This window comes from Grimontia indica (assembly GCF_000333895.2).
Taxonomy (GTDB): domain Bacteria; phylum Pseudomonadota; class Gammaproteobacteria; order Enterobacterales; family Vibrionaceae; genus Enterovibrio; species Enterovibrio indicus.
The window spans coordinates 1-15734 of the sequence record NZ_ANFM02000043.1; the positions used below are offsets into that span (position 1 = coordinate 1).

Below are 15734 nucleotides of genomic sequence, written 5' to 3' on the forward strand. Positions count from 1 at the left end.
CTGCCAGAAGGCGTTGAGATGGTAATGCCAGGCGACAACATCCAAATGGTTGTTGAGCTGATTGCACCAATCGCGATGGACGAAGGCCTGCGCTTCGCTATCCGTGAAGGTGGCCGTACTGTAGGTGCGGGTGTTGTTGCTAAGATCCTGGCTTAATTCTTATTAAGCTTCGATTAGCACAATGCTAGAAAAAGGACGCTTCGGCGTCCTTTTTCATTTCTGACAACCGCAGACATCTTCTTAGCATCACCTGCCTGTGATATTCCTTCAAAACTTGTCTTCGTTGTTTTCTTTTATTCTTCGCTAATCAATCGAAGAAACGAATTGGTAATGCTAACAATTCTCGTTTATATTGTTTATTAGATTAGTAGAGGAAGATACAAAGATGTACGTTTGTCTGTGCCATGGAATTTCTGATAAAACACTGAAAAAACTTGCTTATGAGCAAGGGGTTGATGATATCCGTGAAATCAGAAAATTGACGCCTCTTGGCTCGCAGTGTGGCAAATGTATACGTCCTGCGAAGGAAATCCTTCAAGAAGCAGCGTTAAATCCTCTCTACAAGAAAGTTGGCTAAGTGCCTCTTGTCTAATATCTGAGATTGACCACACTCCATTCGGTTCTACTTTTAATAGACGCCGAAAAGAGGAGTGCGCGATATGAAATCAGATCCAAAAATCATCCAACATCTCAACAAAATTCTGGGTAACGAACTTGTTGCCATCAATCAGTATTTCCTTCATGCCCGAATGTACAAGGACTGGGGATTGAAAGCGATTGCTGATAAAGAATACGAAGAGTCTATCGATGAGATGAAACATGCGGATGATTTGATAGAGCGTATCCTTTTCCTCGAAGGCATACCCAACCTGCAAGATCTGGGCAAATTGCGCATAGGTGAAGATACCAAAGAAATGCTAGAGTGCGATTTAGCGCTGGAAATGGATGCTATTCCTGATCTGCGTGATGCCATTGAATATGCTGAGAGTGTTCGTGATTATGTTTCGCGTGACCTGTTCCAAGATATTCTGGAAGAGGAAGAAGAGCATGTTGATTGGCTGGAAACCCAACTGGGACTTATCGATAAAGTAGGTATCCAGAATTACAACCAAGCGCAAATGATTGAATGTGATGACTCTTGAGCAAGATTTGGAATGAGAATAAAGGGAGCCAAAAGAGGCTCCTTTTTTGTATCTACGCCAAAGCCAGAGGCCGCAGTTTTACTCGCTTACCTAACGCCTGATTATTTTTTAAACGCCACTTGCAAAGCAAATTGTGATCTGTATAATGCCCGCACTGCCTGAGACATTTGCTCTCAAGCGTGCAGTTGTGAACCAATGAGCACAGGAGGAAGACCCATCGTTGTAGGCTCAGCCTGATGAGGTCGGTAATGTATACTCCGCTTATGTTCGCAGTCATATAAAATGGCTGACAATGTACCAGATATTGGTACTACGGTTTCACATAAATCAATCGACATTCCCTTATCTAGATAAGGTTGAGTGGCGATATTGTTTGTGTAATTTTTTAATTTGGAGCTCTGTCTAATGCAGAACCAACGTATCCGTATCCGCCTGAAGGCTTTCGATCACCGTTTGATCGATCAGTCTACTGCGGAAATCGTTGAAACCGCTAAGCGCACTGGTGCGCAGGTGAAGGGTCCAATCCCTCTGCCAACTCGCAAAGAGCGCTTCACCGTTCTTATCTCTCCGCACGTAAACAAAGATGCACGTGACCAGTACGAAATCCGTACTCACAAGCGTCTGATCGACATCGTTGAGCCAACAGATAAAACTGTTGACGCTCTGATGCGTCTTGACCTTGCTGCGGGCGTTGATGTTCAAATCAGCCTGGGTTAAGAGGGGAGTTAATAATGATTGGTCTAGTCGGTCGTAAAGTGGGCATGACTCGCATCTTCACTGAAGAAGGCGTTTCTATCCCTGTAACCGTTGTAGAAGTAGAAACTAACCGTGTTACTCAGGTACGTACTCCTGAAGTAGATGGTTACTCTGCTATCCAAGTAACTTCAGGCGCTAAGAAAGCAAGCCGCGTAACTAAGCCAGAAGCTGGTCACTTTGCGAAAGCAGGTGTTGAAGCTGGCCGCGGTCTGTGGGAATTCCGTCTGGAAAACGGCGAAGATTTCGAAGTAGGCGCTGAGCTGAACGTAGATCTGTTCGCTGAAATCAAAAAAGTAGACGTTACTGGCACATCTAAAGGTAAGGGCTTCCAAGGCGCTGTTAAGCGTTGGAACTTCCGTACTCAAGATATGACCCACGGTAACTCCTTGTCTCACCGTGCTCCTGGTTCTATCGGTCAATGTCAGACTCCAGGTCGCGTATTCAAAGGCAAGAAAATGGCAGGTCACATGGGTGCTGAGCAGGTAACTACTCAAAACCTTGAGATCGTACGTGTTGACGCTGAGCGCAAACTGCTTCTTATCAAAGGTGCAGTACCAGGTGCGACTGGCAGCAACGTGATCGTTAAACCAGCCGTTAAAGCGTAACGTCGAGGAGATAGTAATGGAATTGGTAGTAAAAGGCGCTGACGCGCTGACTGTTTCCGAAACTACCTTCGGGCGTGAGTTCAACGAAGCTCTGGTTCACCAAGTAGTAGTTGCATACGCAGCTGGTGCCCGTCAAGGTACTCGTGCGCAAAAGACTCGTTCAGACGTATCAGGTGGCGGTGCTAAGCCATGGCGTCAGAAGGGTACTGGTCGCGCACGTGCAGGTACAATCCGTAGCCCAATCTGGCGCTCGGGTGGTGTAACTTTCGCTGCGCGTCCTCAGGACCACAGCCAGAAAGTTAACAAGAAAATGTACCGTGGTGCTATTAAAAGCATCCTGTCTGAGCTGGTTCGTCAAGAGCGTCTGATCGTTGTTGATAACTTCTCAGTAGAAGCACCAAAAACTAAAGAGCTGATCGCTAAGCTGAAAGAGCTTGAGCTGTCTGAAGCTCTGATCGTAACTGCAGAAGTTGATGAGAACCTGTTCTTGGCAGCGCGCAACCTGTACAAGGTTGATGTTCGCGATGCAGCAGGCATCGACCCAGTTAGCCTGATCGCTTTCGACAAAGTAGTTATGACTGCAGCTGCAGTTAAGCAAGTTGAGGAGATGCTGGGATGATCACTGAAGAGCGTATCCTGAAAGTTCTGCGTGCTCCGCACATCTCTGAAAAAGCAACCATGGCTGCTGAAAACGGTAACACTATCGTTTTCAAAGTAGCGATGACTGCGACTAAGAGAGAGATCAAAGCAGCAGTTGAGAAACTGTTCGAAGTTGAAGTGAAGTCTGTAAATACTCTTATCACTAAGGGTAAGACCAAACGTCAAGGTATGCGCCAAGGCCGTCGTTCAGACGTGAAAAAAGCGTACGTTATCTTGAAAGAAGGTCAAGACATCGACTTCGCTGGCGGCGCTGAGTAAGACGGAGGAGTAACAGAAAATGGCAATTGTTAAATGTAAGCCTACTTCACCGGGTCGTCGTCACGTTGTTAAGATTGTAAACGCTGACCTGTACAAAGGTAAGCCTTACGCACCACTGCTGGAGAAAAACTCTAAGTCTGGTGGTCGTAACAACAACGGTCGTATCACTGTACGTCACATCGGTGGTGGTCATAAGCAACACTACCGTGTAATTGACTTCAAACGTACTAAAGACGGCATCCCAGCGAAAGTTGAGCGTCTGGAATACGATCCAAACCGTAGCGCGAACATCGCACTGGTTCTGTACGCAGACGGTGAGCGTCGTTACATCATTGCACCTAAAGGCCTGAAAGCTGGCGACCAGATCCAATCTGGTTCAGATGCTGCGATCAAAGTAGGCAACAGCCTGCCAATGCGCAACATCCCAGTAGGTTCTACAGTTCACAACGTTGAACTGAAGCCTGGTAAAGGTGCTCAGCTGGCTCGTTCAGCTGGTGCATACGCACAAATCGTAGCTCGCGATGGCGCATACGTAACTATTCGTCTGCGTTCTGGTGAGATGCGTAAAGTTCTTTCTGAAGGTCGTGCGACCATCGGTGAAGTTGGTAACGCAGAACACATGCTGCGTGAACTGGGTAAAGCAGGTGCTACTCGCTGGAAGGGCGTTCGTCCAACAGTTCGTGGTGTTGCAATGAACCCAGTAGACCACCCACACGGTGGTGGTGAAGGTCGTACTTCGGGCGGTCGTCACCCAGTATCTCCTTGGGGTATGCCTACTAAAGGCTTCAAGACCCGTAAGAACAAACGTACCGACAAGTACATCGTACGTCGTCGTAACAAGTAATTTATATCAGAGGATAAGCCATGCCACGTTCTCTCAAGAAAGGTCCTTTTATTGACCTGCACTTGCTGAAGAAGGTAGAGAAAGCGGTGGAAAGCGGTGACAAGAAGCCTGTTAAGACTTGGTCCCGTCGTTCAATGATCATCCCTCAGATGATCGGTTTGACCATCGCTGTCCATAATGGTCGTCAGCACGTACCTGTTTTCATCACTGATGAGATGATCGGTCACAAGCTGGGCGAATTTGCACCAACACGTACTTATCGCGGCCACGCTGCAGATAAGAAAGCTAAGAAGCGTTAAGGAGTTAAGATATGGAAGCTATTGCTAAACATCGCTTTGCTCGTATTTCGCCTCAGAAAGCACGTTTGGTAGCAGACCAAGTGCGCGGTAAAAACGTTGCACAAGCAATTGAACTTCTGACTTTCAGCGACAAAAAAGCTGCTGATCTGATCAAGAAGGTGCTGGAGTCTGCAATTGCAAACGCTGAGCATAACGAAGGCGCAGACATCGATGATCTGTCTGTAGCAAAAATCTTCGTTGACGAAGGCCCAGTCATGAAGCGCATCATGCCTCGTGCAAAAGGCCGTGCCGATCGCATCTTGAAGCGTTCTAGCCACATCACTGTTGTTGTAGCAGACCGCTAAGAGACGAGGAGAGAAAGCAATGGGTCAAAAAGTACATCCTAATGGTATTCGTCTTGGCATCTGTAAGCCTTGGAATTCCACTTGGTTTGCTAACAGCCAAGATTTCGCTGACAACCTAGACGGCGACTTCAAGGTACGTCAGTTCCTGACTAAAGAACTGTCTAAAGCGTCTGTTTCTCGTATCGTTATCGAGCGTCCTGCGAAGAGCATCCGTGTGACTATCCACACTGCTCGCCCAGGCGTTGTTATCGGTAAGAAAGGCGAAGACGTAGAAAAACTGCGCGCTCGCGTTGCACAGCTGGCAGGTGTTCCTGCTCAAATCAACATCGCAGAAGTACGCAAGCCTGAGCTTGACGCACAACTGGTTGGTGACAGCATCGCGTCTCAGCTAGAGCGTCGTGTTATGTTCCGTCGCGCTATGAAGCGTGCGGTACAGAACGCAATGCGTCTGGGTGCCAAGGGTATCAAAGTGGAAGTAAGCGGCCGTCTTGGCGGTGCTGAAATCGCTCGTACCGAGTGGTACCGTGAAGGCCGTGTGCCACTGCACACTCTTCGTGCTGACATTGATTACGCAACTTCTTCGGCTCACACCACTTACGGTGTAATTGGTATTAAAGTTTGGATCTTCAAAGGTGAAGTTCTGGGCGGCATGCCAGTAGCAGAGCCACAGGCTGACAAGCCTAAGAAGCAGCGTAAAGGCCGTAAGTAAGGAGTCTATCGATGCTTCAACCAAAACGTACTAAGTTCCGCAAGACTCATAAGGGTCGTAACCGCGGTCTTGCTGCAGGTACTGACGTAAGCTTCGGTACCTTCGGCCTGAAAGCTGTTGGTCGTGGTCGTATCACTGCGCGTCAGATCGAAGCTGCACGTCGTGCTATGACTCGTCACATCAAGCGTCAGGGTCAAATCTGGATCCGTGTGTTCCCAGACAAGCCAATCACTACCAAACCTCTGGAAGTTCGTCAGGGTAAAGGTAAGGGTTCTGTGAGCTACTGGGTTGCACAAATCCAACCAGGTAAAGTCCTGTACGAGATGGATGGTGTTTCTGAAAGCCTTGCTCGCGAAGCATTCGAGCTGGCTTCTCGTAAACTACCTATCAAAACCACTTTCGTAACTAAGGCGGTGATGTGATGAAAGCACAAGAACTTCGCGAAAAGAGCGTAGAGCAGCTGAATGAAGAATTGCTGGGTCTGCTGCGTGAGCAATTCAACCTGCGCATGCAAGCGGCTACTGGTCAACTTCAGCAAACTCACACTCTGAAGAACGTTCGTCGCGATATCGCACGTGTTAAAACCGTTCTGAACCAGAAGGGCAACGCATAATGAGCGACAAAATCCGTACTCAACAAGGTCGTGTAATTAGCGACAAGATGGATAAATCTATCGTTGTTGCTATCGAACGCCAGGTGAAACACCCAATCTACGGTAAATTCATCAAGCGTACGACTAAACTGCACGCTCATGACGAAAACAACGAGTGCGCACAAGGCGATACCGTTGAGATCCGTGAGTGCCGTCCACTGTCTAAGACTAAGTCTTGGACTCTGGTACGCGTAGTTGAGAAAGCACGCCTGTAAGGCAAGCTTTCCAGCGATAAAAAACAAAGCGGCTCCCATTTCGGAGCCGTTTATTTTTTATCTACCCATCTTCAAAAAATAGTGTTATTATTCGCCGCCCTTGTAATGAGGCAGCCCGACCCGAGATGGGTCTAGATGTAATAACAGCGGAGCACTAACAATGATCCAAATGCAAAGTATGCTGGATGCAGCCGATAACTCCGGCGCTCGCAGCGTAATGTGTATTAAGGTGCTGGGTGGTTCACACCGTCGCTACGCCCATATCGGCGACGTCATCAAAGTTACCGTTAAAGATGCAATCCCACGCGGTAAAGTTAAAAAAGGTGATGTCCTGAAGGCGGTTGTAGTTCGCACCCGTAAAGGCGTTCGTCGTCCAGATGGCTCTGTCATTCGCTTCGACCGTAATGCTTGTGTATTGTTGAACAACACTACTGAGCAACCAGTCGGTACCCGTATCTTTGGTCCTGTGACACGCGAACTTCGTGGCGATAAGTTCATGAAGATTGTGTCTCTGGCGCCAGAAGTTCTGTAAGGAGCGGTTAAAATGGCAGCTAAAATCCGTCGTAACGACGAAGTTATCGTTCTTGCCGGTAAAGATAAAGGCAAGAAAGGTAAAGTAAGTAAGGTTCTGACCACTGGTAAAGTTATCGTTGAAGGTATCAACCTGGTTAAGAAACACCAGAAGCCTGTTCCGGCTCTGGGCATCCAAGGCGGCATCGTAGAAAAAGAAGCTGCAGTGGACGTTTCTAACGTTGCTATCTACAACGCGGCAACTGGTAAAGCAGACCGTGTAGGCTTCCGATTCGAAGACGGCAAAAAAGTTCGTTTCTTCAAATCGAATGGCGAAATTATTTAAGTAATTCTGGAGTAGTACACTATGGCGAAACTGCATGATTACTACAAAGAGACTGTTGTAAAAGAACTGGCTGAAAAGTTCGAATACAAGAGTATCATGCAAGTCCCAAGGATCGAAAAGATCACCCTGAACATGGGTGTGGGCGAAGCAATCAACGACAAAAAACTGCTTGAGAACGCAGCATCTGACCTGGCATCAATCACAGGTCAAAAGCCGCTGATCACTAAAGCACGTAAGTCTGTTGCTGGCTTCAAGATCCGTGAGGGCTACCCAATTGGCTGTAAAGTAACCCTGCGTGGCGAGCGTATGTGGGAATTCCTAGAGCGTCTGATTTCAATCGCTCTTCCACGTGTGCGTGACTTCCGTGGCGTTAGCTCGAAATCATTCGACGGTCGCGGTAACTATAGCATGGGCGTTCGTGAGCAAATCATCTTCCCAGAGATCGACTACGACAAAGTAGATCGTATCCGTGGTCTTGATATTACTATCACTACCACAGCGGCGACTGATGAGGAAGGTCAAGCTCTGCTGGCTGCCTTTAACTTCCCATTCCGTAAGTAAGGTGAAGGGTTACTGTAATGGCTAAGCAATCAATGAAAGCGCGCGAAGTAAAACGCGCGAAGCTGGTAGCAAAGTTCGCTGAGAAGCGTGCTGCACTGAAAGCTATCATCAAAAACGTTAACGCGTCTGAAGAAGAGCGTTGGGATGCAGTCCTGAAGCTTCAAACTCTACCGCGTGATTCTGCTAAGTCTCGTCAGCGTAACCGCTGTAACCAGACTGGTCGTCCACATGGCTACCTGCGCAAATTCGGCCTGAGCCGAATCAAGGTTCGTGAAGCTTGCATGAAAGGCGAGATTCCGGGTCTGCGTAAGGCGAGCTGGTAATTGAATCACGGGAGTAAAGACTTATGAGCATGCAAGATCCGATTTCGGATATGCTGACCCGCATCCGCAACGGTCAGGCAGCAACTAAAGTTGCTGTTAAGATGCCTTCGTCAAAGCTGAAAGTGGCAATTGCTGAGCTGCTGAAAGCTGAAGGTTATGTGGCTGACTACGCTGTTTCTGGCGAAGTTAAGCCTGAGCTGGAAGTTACTCTGAAGTACTTCGAAGCTAAACCAGTTATCGAGCAAATCCAACGTGTAAGCCGTCCAGGTCTGCGCATCTATAAGAAAAAAGATGAGCTGCCTTCTGTAATGGGTGGTCTGGGTATTGCTGTAGTATCAACTTCTAAAGGTTTGATGACCGACCGTGCAGCTCGCAAAGCGGGTCTGGGCGGCGAAATCATCTGCTACGTAGCGTAAGGAGTAGGAAATGTCTCGTGTTGCAAAAGCACCCGTAGTAATTCCTGCCGGCGTAGAGGTGAAACTGAACGGTCAGGAAATCACTGTTAAAGGTAGCAAGGGTGAACTGACCCGCGTTATCAACGACGCAGTGGAACTAAGCCAAGAAGACAACGCTGTGAAGTTCGCGCCACGCGAAGGTATTGCTAAAGCTAACGCTCAAGCAGGTACCGCACGTGCACTGGTGAACAACATGGTTGTTGGTGTTACTGAAGGCTATACCAAGAAACTGATCCTGAAAGGTGTTGGTTATCGTGCAGCAATGAAAGGTAACTCAGTCGCTCTGACTCTGGGTTTCTCTCACCCTGTTGAACACGAACTGCCTGCAGGTATCAAAGCAGAATGCCCAAGCCAAACTGAGATTGTTTTGACTGGTACAGACAAACAATTGGTTGGTCAAGTAGCTGCTGACATCCGCGCATACCGTCAGCCTGAGCCTTACAAAGGTAAAGGTGTTCGTTACGCTGACGAAGTTGTGCGTACTAAAGAAGCTAAGAAGAAGTAAGGTAACACTATGGATAAGAAAATTGCTCGTATCCGTCGTGCGACCCGAGCGCGTCGCAAGATTGCTGAACTGGGTGCGACTCGCCTAGTGGTACACCGTACTCCACGTCATGTGTACGCACAGGTTATCGCGGCAAATGGCTCCGAAGTAATCGCAGCTGCTTCTACCGTAGAAAAAGCGATCCGTGAGCAAGTGAAGAGCACCGGTAATAAAGAAGCCGCAGCAGCAGTAGGTAAAGCTATCGCTGAGCGTGCGAAGGAAAAAGGCATCGAATCTGTTGCTTTTGACCGTTCCGGTTTCCAATACCACGGCCGTGTGGCTGCACTGGCAGATGCTGCCCGTGAAGCTGGTCTGAAATTCTAAGGTAGGCGGAAAGATGGCTAACGATAAACAACAAAGTGATTTGCATGAGAAGCTGATTGCTGTTAACCGTGTTTCTAAGACGGTTAAAGGTGGTCGCATCTTCAGCTTCACCGCTCTGACTGTAGTTGGTGATGGCAATGGTCGTGTAGGTTTCGGTTACGGCAAAGCCCGTGAAGTGCCTGCAGCGATCCAAAAATCAATGGAAAAAGCGCGCCGTAACATGGTTACTGTTGCGCTGAACGAAGGTACTCTTCACCACGCTGTTAAAGGCCGCCACACTGGTTCTAAAGTGTACATGCAGCCTGCATCAGAAGGTACGGGTATCATCGCAGGTGGTGCGATGCGTGCGGTTCTGGAAGTTGCGGGTGTTCGCAACGTTCTGGCAAAAGCATACGGTTCTACTAACCCAATCAACATCGTTCGTGCAACGATCGATGGCCTGGGTGGTATGAAGTCTCCAGAAATGGTAGCTGCTAAGCGCGGTCTGCCAGTTAACGAAATTCTGGGGTAATTCGACATGGCTAAAACTATCAAAGTAACTCAGACTCGTAGCTCAATCGGTCGTTTGCCGAAACATAAAGCTACCCTGCGTGGCTTGGGCCTACGTCGCATCAACCACACTGTTGAACTTGAAGATACTGCTTGCGTACGCGGCATGATCAATCAAGTTTACTACATGGTTAAAGTGGAGGAGTAATCACAATGCGTCTGAATACTCTATCTCCGGCTGCGGGTTCAAAGCCTTCTAAGAAGCGCGTTGGCCGTGGTATCGGTTCAGGCCTGGGCAAAACTGGTGGCCGTGGTCACAAAGGTCAGAAATCACGTTCAGGTGGTTCTGTACGCCCAGGTTTCGAAGGCGGTCAAATGCCTTTGAAACAGCGTCTGCCAAAATTTGGTTTTACTTCTCGCAAGAGCCTGACTGCAGCTGAAGTTCGTCTGAGCGAACTGGCTAAAGTTGAAGGTGACGTAGTAAGCCTTGAGACACTGAAAGCTGCAAACGTAATCACTAAAGACATCCGTACGGCGAAAATCGTACTGTCTGGTGAGATTGCACGCTCAGTGACTGTGAAAGGTCTTCGCGTTACTAAAGGCGCTCAAGCTGCAATCGAAGCTGCTGGCGGTAAAATCGAGGAATAATTAGCTCGAGGACGAGGTACAGATGGCAAAACAACCAGGACAAAATTTTAGTAGTGCAAAAGGTGGACTTGCGGAGCTGAAAAGCCGTCTACTCTTTGTGGTAGGTGCGTTGCTCGTATTCCGCGCCGGTTCTTTTGTGCCAATTCCTGGTATTGACGCTGCTGTACTTGCCGATCTGTTCGAACAGCAACAAGGTACCATCATTGAACTGTTTAACATGTTCTCTGGTGGTGCTCTTGAGCGTGCTTCTATCCTGGCACTGGGCATCATGCCGTATATTTCGGCATCGATTATTGTCCAACTGCTTACGGTAGTTCATCCAGCTTTGGCTGAGTTGAAGAAAGAAGGGGAGTCTGGCCGTCGTAAGATCAGTCAGTACACCCGCTATGGCACGCTGGTATTGGCAACCTTCCAAGCGATTGGTATCGCTACAGGCTTGCCAAGTATGATTCCGGGTCTGGTGGTAACTCCAGGCCTTGGCTTCTACTTTACTGCTGTTGTGAGCTTGGTCACTGGCACCATGTTCCTGATGTGGTTAGGTGAACAGATCACTGAGCGTGGTATCGGTAACGGTATATCCCTGATTATTTTCGCGGGTATCGTTGCAGGATTGCCATCCGCTATCGGACAAACAGCCGAGCAAGCGCGTCAAGGTGAATTGCACGTGCTTCTTCTTCTGTTGATTGCGGTAATTGCATTCGCAGTAATTGCGTTCGTAGTGTTTGTAGAGCGTGGTCAACGTCGAATCGTTGTTAACTACGCGAAGCGTCAGCAAGGCCGTCGTGTCTTCGCTGCGCAAAGCACACACCTGCCATTGAAACTAAATATGGCCGGCGTAATTCCAGCGATTTTTGCATCAAGTATTATCCTGTTCCCAGGCACACTGGCTCAATGGTTTGGTCAGAGTGAACAGTTGGGCTGGTTGGCGGATGTGTCATTGGCACTGAGCCCTGGTCAACCACTGTATGTAATCCTTTATGCTGCTGCGATTATCTTCTTCTGTTTCTTCTACACGGCGTTGGTTTTCAACCCGCGTGAGACAGCAGACAATCTGAAGAAGTCTGGTGCATTCGTACCTGGTATTCGCCCGGGCGAGCAGACTGCGAAGTACATAGATAAAGTGATGACTCGACTGACATTAGCAGGCGCGTTGTATATCACCTTTATCTGTCTGATCCCCGAGTTCATGATGATTGCTTGGAACGTACGCTTCTATTTTGGCGGAACTTCCCTACTTATCGTAGTCGTAGTAATCATGGACTTTATGGCTCAAGTTCAGACACATCTGATGTCTCAACAATATGAGTCCGTGTTGAAGAAAGCCAATCTGAAAGGCTACGGCCGCTAACAGATTGACATTTACGGAGTTTAGCAATGAAAGTTCGTGCTTCCGTTAAGAAAATCTGCCGTAACTGTAAAGTTATCAAGCGTAACGGTGTTGTTCGCGTGATTTGCAGTGAGCCAAAGCACAAGCAGCGCCAAGGCTAATAGCAGAATATTTTTCTTGCAAAATTTAGGCAGGCTGGCTACATTAGCCAGCCCACCTTTTGTGTGTGCAAAAGAAGTGGTATAGCCGCTGCGTATCCTAAACGGGCTCTGCAGCGGTTCTTCTTGATAAAGTACTAGGAGTGAATAGTGGCCCGTATTGCAGGCATTAACATTCCTGATCAGAAGCATGCTGTAATCGCACTGACTGCGATCTACGGTATCGGTAAAACCCGTTCAAAAGCTATCCTAGCTGAGACTGGTATTGCTGAAAGCACTAAGATCAGTGAACTAACTGAAGAGCAGATCGATCTACTGCGTGATGGCGTTGCCAAGTACACTGTAGAAGGTGATCTACGTCGTGAAGTTTCCATGAACATCAAGCGTCTGATGGACCTTGGTTGTTACCGCGGTTTGCGTCATCGTCGCAGCTTGCCACTACGTGGCCAGCGTACGAAGACCAATGCTCGTACCCGTAAGGGTCCGCGCAAGCCGATCAAGAAATAATCGGGGTAGGTAAAGTACTATGGCTAAACAACCAAATCGCGCACGTAAACGCGTACGCAAGCAAGTTGCTGACGGCGTAGCGCACATCCATGCGTCTTTCAACAACACAATCGTAACCATTACTGACCGTCAAGGTAATGCTCTAGCATGGGCTACTGCAGGTGGTTCTGGTTTCCGTGGTTCTCGTAAATCAACTCCGTTCGCTGCACAGGTTGCTGCTGAGCGTTGTGGTGAGATGGCTAAAGAATATGGCCTGAAGAACCTGGAAGTTATGGTTAAGGGCCCAGGTCCAGGTCGTGAATCTACTATTCGCGCACTGAACGCGGCTGGTTTCCGTATCACTAACATTGTTGATGCGACTCCAATCCCACATAACGGTTGTCGTCCACCTAAGAAACGTCGCGTATAACGCTGTTTCTTAGAATTCTGGAGAAAGATCATGGCAAGATATTTGGGTCCTAAGCTGAAGCTTAGCCGTCGCGAAGGTACTGACTTGTTCCTGAAGTCAGGCGTACGCGCGATTGATACCAAGTGTAAAATTGATAACGCCCCAGGCGTACACGGCGCACGTCGCGGCCGTCTGTCTGACTATGGCGTTCAGCTTCGTGAGAAGCAAAAAGTTCGTCGTATCTACGGCGTACTGGAAAAACAATTCCGTAACTACTACAAAGAAGCTGCTCGCATCAAAGGCAACACAGGTGAAAACCTGCTGCAACTTCTGGAAGGTCGTCTAGATAACGTAGTTTACCGCATGGGCTTCGGCGCAACTCGCGCAGAATCACGTCAGCTGGTAAGCCACAAAGCGATCCTGGTAAACGGTAAAGTGGTTAACGTTCCTTCTTTCAAGGTAACGGCCAACGACGTTGTTAGCATTCGCGAGAAAGCTAAGAACCAAGCACGCATCAAAGCAGCTCTTGAAATTGCTGCTCAGCGCGAGCTGCCAACTTGGATCGAAGTAGACAGCAACAAAATGGAAGGCACTTTCAAGCGCCTGCCAGAGCGTTCAGATTTGTCTGCTGACATCAACGAACACCTGATCGTCGAGCTTTACTCTAAGTAAGGCTAAACTAAAGAGAGGACACAATGCAGGGTTCTGTAACAGAATTTCTTAAGCCGCGTCTGGTTGACATCGAACAAGTTAGCTCGACGCACGCAAAAGTAACTCTTGAGCCGCTAGAGCGTGGCTTTGGTCACACCCTAGGTAATGCTCTACGTCGCATCCTACTGTCGTCTATGCCTGGTTGTGCAGTGACAGAAGTAGAAATTGACGGCGTGTTGCACGAGTACAGCACCAAAGAGGGCGTACAGGAAGATATCCTGGAAATCCTGCTTAACCTTAAAGGCCTTGCCGTTAAGGTAGAGGGTAAAGATGAAGTTATCCTAACCCTGAATAAGTCTGGTGCAGGCCCTGTTGTTGCAGGCGACATCACCCACGACGGTGGTGTTGAGATTGCGAACCCAGAACACGTAATCTGCCACCTGACAGATTCAAATGCTGAAATCAGCATGCGAATCAAGGTAGAACGTGGTCGCGGCTACGTACCAGCGTCAGCGCGTATTCACACTGAAGAAGACGAGCGTCCAATCGGCCGTCTGCTTGTAGATGCAACGTTCAGCCCAGTAGACCGTATTGCTTACAATGTTGAAGCAGCACGTGTTGAACAGCGTACCGACCTCGACAAGCTGGTTATCGATATGGAGACTAACGGTACTCTTGATCCTGAGGAAGCTATCCGTCGTGCAGCAACTATTCTTGCTGAGCAACTGGACGCGTTCGTAGATCTGCGTGATGTACGAGTTCCTGAAGAGAAAGAAGAGAAGCCAGAGTTCGATCCGATCCTACTGCGTCCTGTAGACGATCTTGAACTAACTGTTCGCTCTGCTAACTGTTTGAAAGCAGAAGCGATCCACTACATCGGTGATCTGGTACAGCGTACTGAGGTTGAGCTTCTTAAGACGCCAAACCTTGGTAAGAAGTCTTTGACTGAAATTAAAGACGTGCTGGCTTCACGTGGTCTGTCTCTGGGTATGCGCCTGGAAAACTGGCCGCCAGCATCAATCGCTGAAGATTAATCAGATTCTGATTACTTAGTTAGAAGGATTAGGTCATGCGCCATCGTAAGAGTGGTCGTCAACTCAATCGCAACAGCAGCCATCGCAAAGCGATGTTCAGCAACATGGCTAGCTCGCTGGTAACTCACGAAGTTATCAAAACTACTCTGCCTAAGGCAAAAGAGCTGCGTCGCGTAATTGAGCCATTGATTACCCTAGCAAAGAACGACAGTGTTGCTAACCGTCGTCTTGCATTCGCTCGTACTCGTAACGACGAAGTTGTAGCGAAGCTGTTCAACGAACTGGGTCCACGTTTTGCCTCTCGTGCAGGCGGTTACACTCGCATTCTGAAATGCGGTGTACGTGCCGGCGATAAAGCCCCTATGGCTTACATCGAGTTGGTAGATCGTCCAGAGACAGCTGCAGAAGAAGCAGCTGAGTAATCTCTCGGTTCGTTCAAATAAGAAGCCAGGCTTTTAGCCTGGCTTTTTATTTATCTACTCATTAATAGAACAGCCTACGCCCCGTTTCTTTCTCTATAACTCTTGACGTCAAGGCTTCAGTTAAACAGTCTTTCTACTTCTACTTCTACTTCTACTTCTACTTCTACTTCTACTTCTACTTCTACTTCTACTTCTACTTCTACTTCTACTTATTCTAAAGACTGAACTGAATCTCTAACGGATGTGAATTCATTGATTGGCTCAGTTAGTGAATAAGCAATATTGCAAACGTCAAATATGAGTGGGGAGGGGGGAATTGAAAAGGCTATTGTATGGTGCCAAAAGCACTTATGCACAGCGTCTTGTGTGTTTGGTGTGAGTAAAATGTGTGGAAATAAGGCTTTCGAGTGAAATATAGCCAAGTAAAGCGGTTTTCATAAAAAACCTCAAAAAAGGTCTTGCCAGATTTTCAGACCTCCCTATAATGCCGCCTCACCGACACGGAGAGCGGCTCCCACCGCGGAAACGCCCACTCAAATCGGTACGGCGAAGGCCTCAAAAAT

Annotated in this window: 31 protein-coding genes; all 31 read left to right on the top strand. The window is 48.2% G+C overall.

Annotation, left to right across the window (positions count from 1 at the left end):
• The coding region (locus D515_RS25470; RefSeq protein WP_476729715.1) for an EF-Tu C-terminal domain-related protein at nt 1-156 on the top strand (156 nt) is incomplete at its 5' end.
• A 229-nt stretch (nt 157-385) separates the two neighbouring features.
• Nucleotides 386-577 carry a bacterioferritin-associated ferredoxin gene (locus D515_RS21155; RefSeq protein ID WP_002541409.1) on the top strand — a complete coding sequence of 64 codons (192 nt, stop codon included), beginning with the start codon at nt 386-388 and terminating at the stop codon, nt 575-577.
• A gap of 82 nt (nt 578-659) precedes the next feature.
• Nucleotides 660-1142 carry a bacterioferritin gene (bfr, locus tag D515_RS21160; RefSeq protein ID WP_002541410.1) on the top strand — a complete coding sequence of 161 codons (483 nt, stop codon included), beginning with the start codon at nt 660-662 and terminating at the stop codon, nt 1140-1142.
• A 405-nt stretch (nt 1143-1547) separates the two neighbouring features.
• Nucleotides 1548-1859, top strand: coding sequence for a 30S ribosomal protein S10 (gene rpsJ, locus D515_RS21165; RefSeq protein WP_002541412.1), 312 nt, complete (start codon nt 1548-1550; stop codon nt 1857-1859).
• A gap of 14 nt (nt 1860-1873) precedes the next feature.
• Complete coding sequence (rplC, locus tag D515_RS21170; protein ID WP_002541413.1) at nt 1874-2503, top strand: 50S ribosomal protein L3; 630 nt, start codon at nt 1874-1876, stop codon at nt 2501-2503.
• A 16-nt stretch (nt 2504-2519) separates the two neighbouring features.
• A complete protein-coding gene (gene rplD, locus D515_RS21175) occupies nt 2520-3122 on the top strand; it encodes a 50S ribosomal protein L4 (protein ID WP_002541414.1) in 603 nt (200 codons plus the stop codon).
• A complete protein-coding gene (rplW, locus tag D515_RS21180) occupies nt 3119-3421 on the top strand; it encodes a 50S ribosomal protein L23 (protein WP_002541415.1) in 303 nt (100 codons plus the stop codon). The genes rplD and rplW overlap by 4 nt, the downstream gene beginning before the upstream one ends.
• Nucleotides 3422-3440: 19 nt before the next feature.
• The gene (gene rplB / locus D515_RS21185; protein ID WP_002541416.1) at nt 3441-4265 is read left to right on the top strand and encodes a 50S ribosomal protein L2; all 825 of its coding nucleotides are present in this window, start codon (nt 3441-3443) and stop codon (nt 4263-4265) included.
• 20 nt (nt 4266-4285) lie between these two features.
• Nucleotides 4286-4564 carry a 30S ribosomal protein S19 gene (gene rpsS, locus D515_RS21190; RefSeq protein WP_002541417.1) on the top strand — a complete coding sequence of 93 codons (279 nt, stop codon included), beginning with the start codon at nt 4286-4288 and terminating at the stop codon, nt 4562-4564.
• A gap of 11 nt (nt 4565-4575) precedes the next feature.
• Nucleotides 4576-4908, top strand: coding sequence for a 50S ribosomal protein L22 (rplV, locus tag D515_RS21195; RefSeq protein WP_002541418.1), 333 nt, complete (start codon nt 4576-4578; stop codon nt 4906-4908).
• Nucleotides 4909-4927: 19 nt separating this feature from the next.
• Entirely contained in the window at nt 4928-5617 is a 690-nt protein-coding gene (rpsC, locus tag D515_RS21200) for a 30S ribosomal protein S3 (RefSeq protein ID WP_002541419.1), read from the top strand.
• Nucleotides 5618-5628: 11 nt separating this feature from the next.
• Entirely contained in the window at nt 5629-6039 is a 411-nt protein-coding gene (gene rplP, locus D515_RS21205; RefSeq protein WP_002541420.1) for a 50S ribosomal protein L16, read from the top strand.
• Nucleotides 6039-6230 carry a 50S ribosomal protein L29 gene (gene rpmC, locus D515_RS21210; RefSeq protein ID WP_002541421.1) on the top strand — a complete coding sequence of 64 codons (192 nt, stop codon included), beginning with the start codon at nt 6039-6041 and terminating at the stop codon, nt 6228-6230. Before rplP ends, rpmC begins: the two co-directional genes overlap by 1 nt.
• On the top strand, nt 6230-6484 hold the full coding sequence (gene rpsQ / locus D515_RS21215; RefSeq protein WP_002541422.1) for a 30S ribosomal protein S17: 255 nt from the start codon (nt 6230-6232) through the stop codon (nt 6482-6484). Before rpmC ends, rpsQ begins: the two co-directional genes overlap by 1 nt.
• Nucleotides 6485-6644: 160 nt before the next feature.
• Nucleotides 6645-7016, top strand: a complete 372-nt coding sequence (gene rplN / locus D515_RS21220; RefSeq protein ID WP_002541423.1) for a 50S ribosomal protein L14 — start codon at nt 6645-6647, stop codon at nt 7014-7016.
• Nucleotides 7017-7028: 12 nt separating this feature from the next.
• Entirely contained in the window at nt 7029-7340 is a 312-nt protein-coding gene (rplX, locus tag D515_RS21225) for a 50S ribosomal protein L24 (protein WP_002541424.1), read from the top strand.
• 21 nt (nt 7341-7361) lie between these two features.
• Entirely contained in the window at nt 7362-7901 is a 540-nt protein-coding gene (gene rplE / locus D515_RS21230; RefSeq protein WP_002541425.1) for a 50S ribosomal protein L5, read from the top strand.
• Between the two features lie 17 nt (nt 7902-7918).
• Nucleotides 7919-8224, top strand: a complete 306-nt coding sequence (gene rpsN, locus D515_RS21235; RefSeq protein WP_002541426.1) for a 30S ribosomal protein S14 — start codon at nt 7919-7921, stop codon at nt 8222-8224.
• A 23-nt stretch (nt 8225-8247) separates the two neighbouring features.
• The gene (gene rpsH / locus D515_RS21240; RefSeq protein WP_002541427.1) at nt 8248-8640 is read left to right on the top strand and encodes a 30S ribosomal protein S8; all 393 of its coding nucleotides are present in this window, start codon (nt 8248-8250) and stop codon (nt 8638-8640) included.
• A gap of 10 nt (nt 8641-8650) precedes the next feature.
• Nucleotides 8651-9184 carry a 50S ribosomal protein L6 gene (gene rplF / locus D515_RS21245; RefSeq protein ID WP_002541428.1) on the top strand — a complete coding sequence of 178 codons (534 nt, stop codon included), beginning with the start codon at nt 8651-8653 and terminating at the stop codon, nt 9182-9184.
• Between the two features lie 9 nt (nt 9185-9193).
• On the top strand, nt 9194-9547 hold the full coding sequence (rplR, locus tag D515_RS21250) for a 50S ribosomal protein L18 (protein ID WP_002541429.1): 354 nt from the start codon (nt 9194-9196) through the stop codon (nt 9545-9547).
• Between the two features lie 13 nt (nt 9548-9560).
• Entirely contained in the window at nt 9561-10058 is a 498-nt protein-coding gene (rpsE, locus tag D515_RS21255; RefSeq protein ID WP_002541430.1) for a 30S ribosomal protein S5, read from the top strand.
• A 6-nt stretch (nt 10059-10064) separates the two neighbouring features.
• A complete protein-coding gene (rpmD, locus tag D515_RS21260; protein ID WP_002541431.1) occupies nt 10065-10244 on the top strand; it encodes a 50S ribosomal protein L30 in 180 nt (59 codons plus the stop codon).
• A gap of 5 nt (nt 10245-10249) precedes the next feature.
• Entirely contained in the window at nt 10250-10684 is a 435-nt protein-coding gene (gene rplO, locus D515_RS21265) for a 50S ribosomal protein L15 (RefSeq protein ID WP_002541432.1), read from the top strand.
• Between the two features lie 22 nt (nt 10685-10706).
• Nucleotides 10707-12032, top strand: coding sequence for a preprotein translocase subunit SecY (secY, locus tag D515_RS21270; protein WP_002541433.1), 1326 nt, complete (start codon nt 10707-10709; stop codon nt 12030-12032).
• A 26-nt stretch (nt 12033-12058) separates the two neighbouring features.
• Nucleotides 12059-12172, top strand: a complete 114-nt coding sequence (gene rpmJ, locus D515_RS21275) for a 50S ribosomal protein L36 (protein ID WP_000868186.1) — start codon at nt 12059-12061, stop codon at nt 12170-12172.
• Between the two features lie 147 nt (nt 12173-12319).
• Entirely contained in the window at nt 12320-12676 is a 357-nt protein-coding gene (gene rpsM, locus D515_RS21280) for a 30S ribosomal protein S13 (protein ID WP_002541533.1), read from the top strand.
• Nucleotides 12677-12695: 19 nt separating this feature from the next.
• Entirely contained in the window at nt 12696-13085 is a 390-nt protein-coding gene (gene rpsK / locus D515_RS21285) for a 30S ribosomal protein S11 (RefSeq protein ID WP_002541534.1), read from the top strand.
• Between the two features lie 30 nt (nt 13086-13115).
• Complete coding sequence (gene rpsD, locus D515_RS21290) at nt 13116-13736, top strand: 30S ribosomal protein S4 (RefSeq protein ID WP_002541535.1); 621 nt, start codon at nt 13116-13118, stop codon at nt 13734-13736.
• Nucleotides 13737-13759: 23 nt separating this feature from the next.
• Entirely contained in the window at nt 13760-14749 is a 990-nt protein-coding gene (locus D515_RS21295) for a DNA-directed RNA polymerase subunit alpha (protein ID WP_002541536.1), read from the top strand.
• 35 nt (nt 14750-14784) lie between these two features.
• On the top strand, nt 14785-15171 hold the full coding sequence (gene rplQ / locus D515_RS21300; protein WP_002541538.1) for a 50S ribosomal protein L17: 387 nt from the start codon (nt 14785-14787) through the stop codon (nt 15169-15171).
• The last annotated feature ends 563 nt before the right edge of the window (nt 15172-15734 follow it).

Coding starts and splice junctions, on each gene's coding strand:
- D515_RS21155 (WP_002541409.1), top strand. CDS start 386: ATGTACGTTTGTCTGTGCCATGGAATTTCTGATAAAACACTGAAAAAA.
- bfr (WP_002541410.1), top strand. CDS start 660: ATGAAATCAGATCCAAAAATCATCCAACATCTCAACAAAATTCTGGGT.
- rpsJ (WP_002541412.1), top strand. CDS start 1,548: ATGCAGAACCAACGTATCCGTATCCGCCTGAAGGCTTTCGATCACCGT.
- rplC (WP_002541413.1), top strand. CDS start 1,874: ATGATTGGTCTAGTCGGTCGTAAAGTGGGCATGACTCGCATCTTCACT.
- rplD (WP_002541414.1), top strand. CDS start 2,520: ATGGAATTGGTAGTAAAAGGCGCTGACGCGCTGACTGTTTCCGAAACT.
- rplW (WP_002541415.1), top strand. CDS start 3,119: ATGATCACTGAAGAGCGTATCCTGAAAGTTCTGCGTGCTCCGCACATC.
- rplB (WP_002541416.1), top strand. CDS start 3,441: ATGGCAATTGTTAAATGTAAGCCTACTTCACCGGGTCGTCGTCACGTT.
- rpsS (WP_002541417.1), top strand. CDS start 4,286: ATGCCACGTTCTCTCAAGAAAGGTCCTTTTATTGACCTGCACTTGCTG.
- rplV (WP_002541418.1), top strand. CDS start 4,576: ATGGAAGCTATTGCTAAACATCGCTTTGCTCGTATTTCGCCTCAGAAA.
- rpsC (WP_002541419.1), top strand. CDS start 4,928: ATGGGTCAAAAAGTACATCCTAATGGTATTCGTCTTGGCATCTGTAAG.
- rplP (WP_002541420.1), top strand. CDS start 5,629: ATGCTTCAACCAAAACGTACTAAGTTCCGCAAGACTCATAAGGGTCGT.
- rpmC (WP_002541421.1), top strand. CDS start 6,039: ATGAAAGCACAAGAACTTCGCGAAAAGAGCGTAGAGCAGCTGAATGAA.
- rpsQ (WP_002541422.1), top strand. CDS start 6,230: ATGAGCGACAAAATCCGTACTCAACAAGGTCGTGTAATTAGCGACAAG.
- rplN (WP_002541423.1), top strand. CDS start 6,645: ATGATCCAAATGCAAAGTATGCTGGATGCAGCCGATAACTCCGGCGCT.
- rplX (WP_002541424.1), top strand. CDS start 7,029: ATGGCAGCTAAAATCCGTCGTAACGACGAAGTTATCGTTCTTGCCGGT.
- rplE (WP_002541425.1), top strand. CDS start 7,362: ATGGCGAAACTGCATGATTACTACAAAGAGACTGTTGTAAAAGAACTG.
- rpsN (WP_002541426.1), top strand. CDS start 7,919: ATGGCTAAGCAATCAATGAAAGCGCGCGAAGTAAAACGCGCGAAGCTG.
- rpsH (WP_002541427.1), top strand. CDS start 8,248: ATGAGCATGCAAGATCCGATTTCGGATATGCTGACCCGCATCCGCAAC.
- rplF (WP_002541428.1), top strand. CDS start 8,651: ATGTCTCGTGTTGCAAAAGCACCCGTAGTAATTCCTGCCGGCGTAGAG.
- rplR (WP_002541429.1), top strand. CDS start 9,194: ATGGATAAGAAAATTGCTCGTATCCGTCGTGCGACCCGAGCGCGTCGC.
- rpsE (WP_002541430.1), top strand. CDS start 9,561: ATGGCTAACGATAAACAACAAAGTGATTTGCATGAGAAGCTGATTGCT.
- rpmD (WP_002541431.1), top strand. CDS start 10,065: ATGGCTAAAACTATCAAAGTAACTCAGACTCGTAGCTCAATCGGTCGT.
- rplO (WP_002541432.1), top strand. CDS start 10,250: ATGCGTCTGAATACTCTATCTCCGGCTGCGGGTTCAAAGCCTTCTAAG.
- secY (WP_002541433.1), top strand. CDS start 10,707: ATGGCAAAACAACCAGGACAAAATTTTAGTAGTGCAAAAGGTGGACTT.
- rpmJ (WP_000868186.1), top strand. CDS start 12,059: ATGAAAGTTCGTGCTTCCGTTAAGAAAATCTGCCGTAACTGTAAAGTT.
- rpsK (WP_002541534.1), top strand. CDS start 12,696: ATGGCTAAACAACCAAATCGCGCACGTAAACGCGTACGCAAGCAAGTT.
- rpsD (WP_002541535.1), top strand. CDS start 13,116: ATGGCAAGATATTTGGGTCCTAAGCTGAAGCTTAGCCGTCGCGAAGGT.
- D515_RS21295 (WP_002541536.1), top strand. CDS start 13,760: ATGCAGGGTTCTGTAACAGAATTTCTTAAGCCGCGTCTGGTTGACATC.
- rplQ (WP_002541538.1), top strand. CDS start 14,785: ATGCGCCATCGTAAGAGTGGTCGTCAACTCAATCGCAACAGCAGCCAT.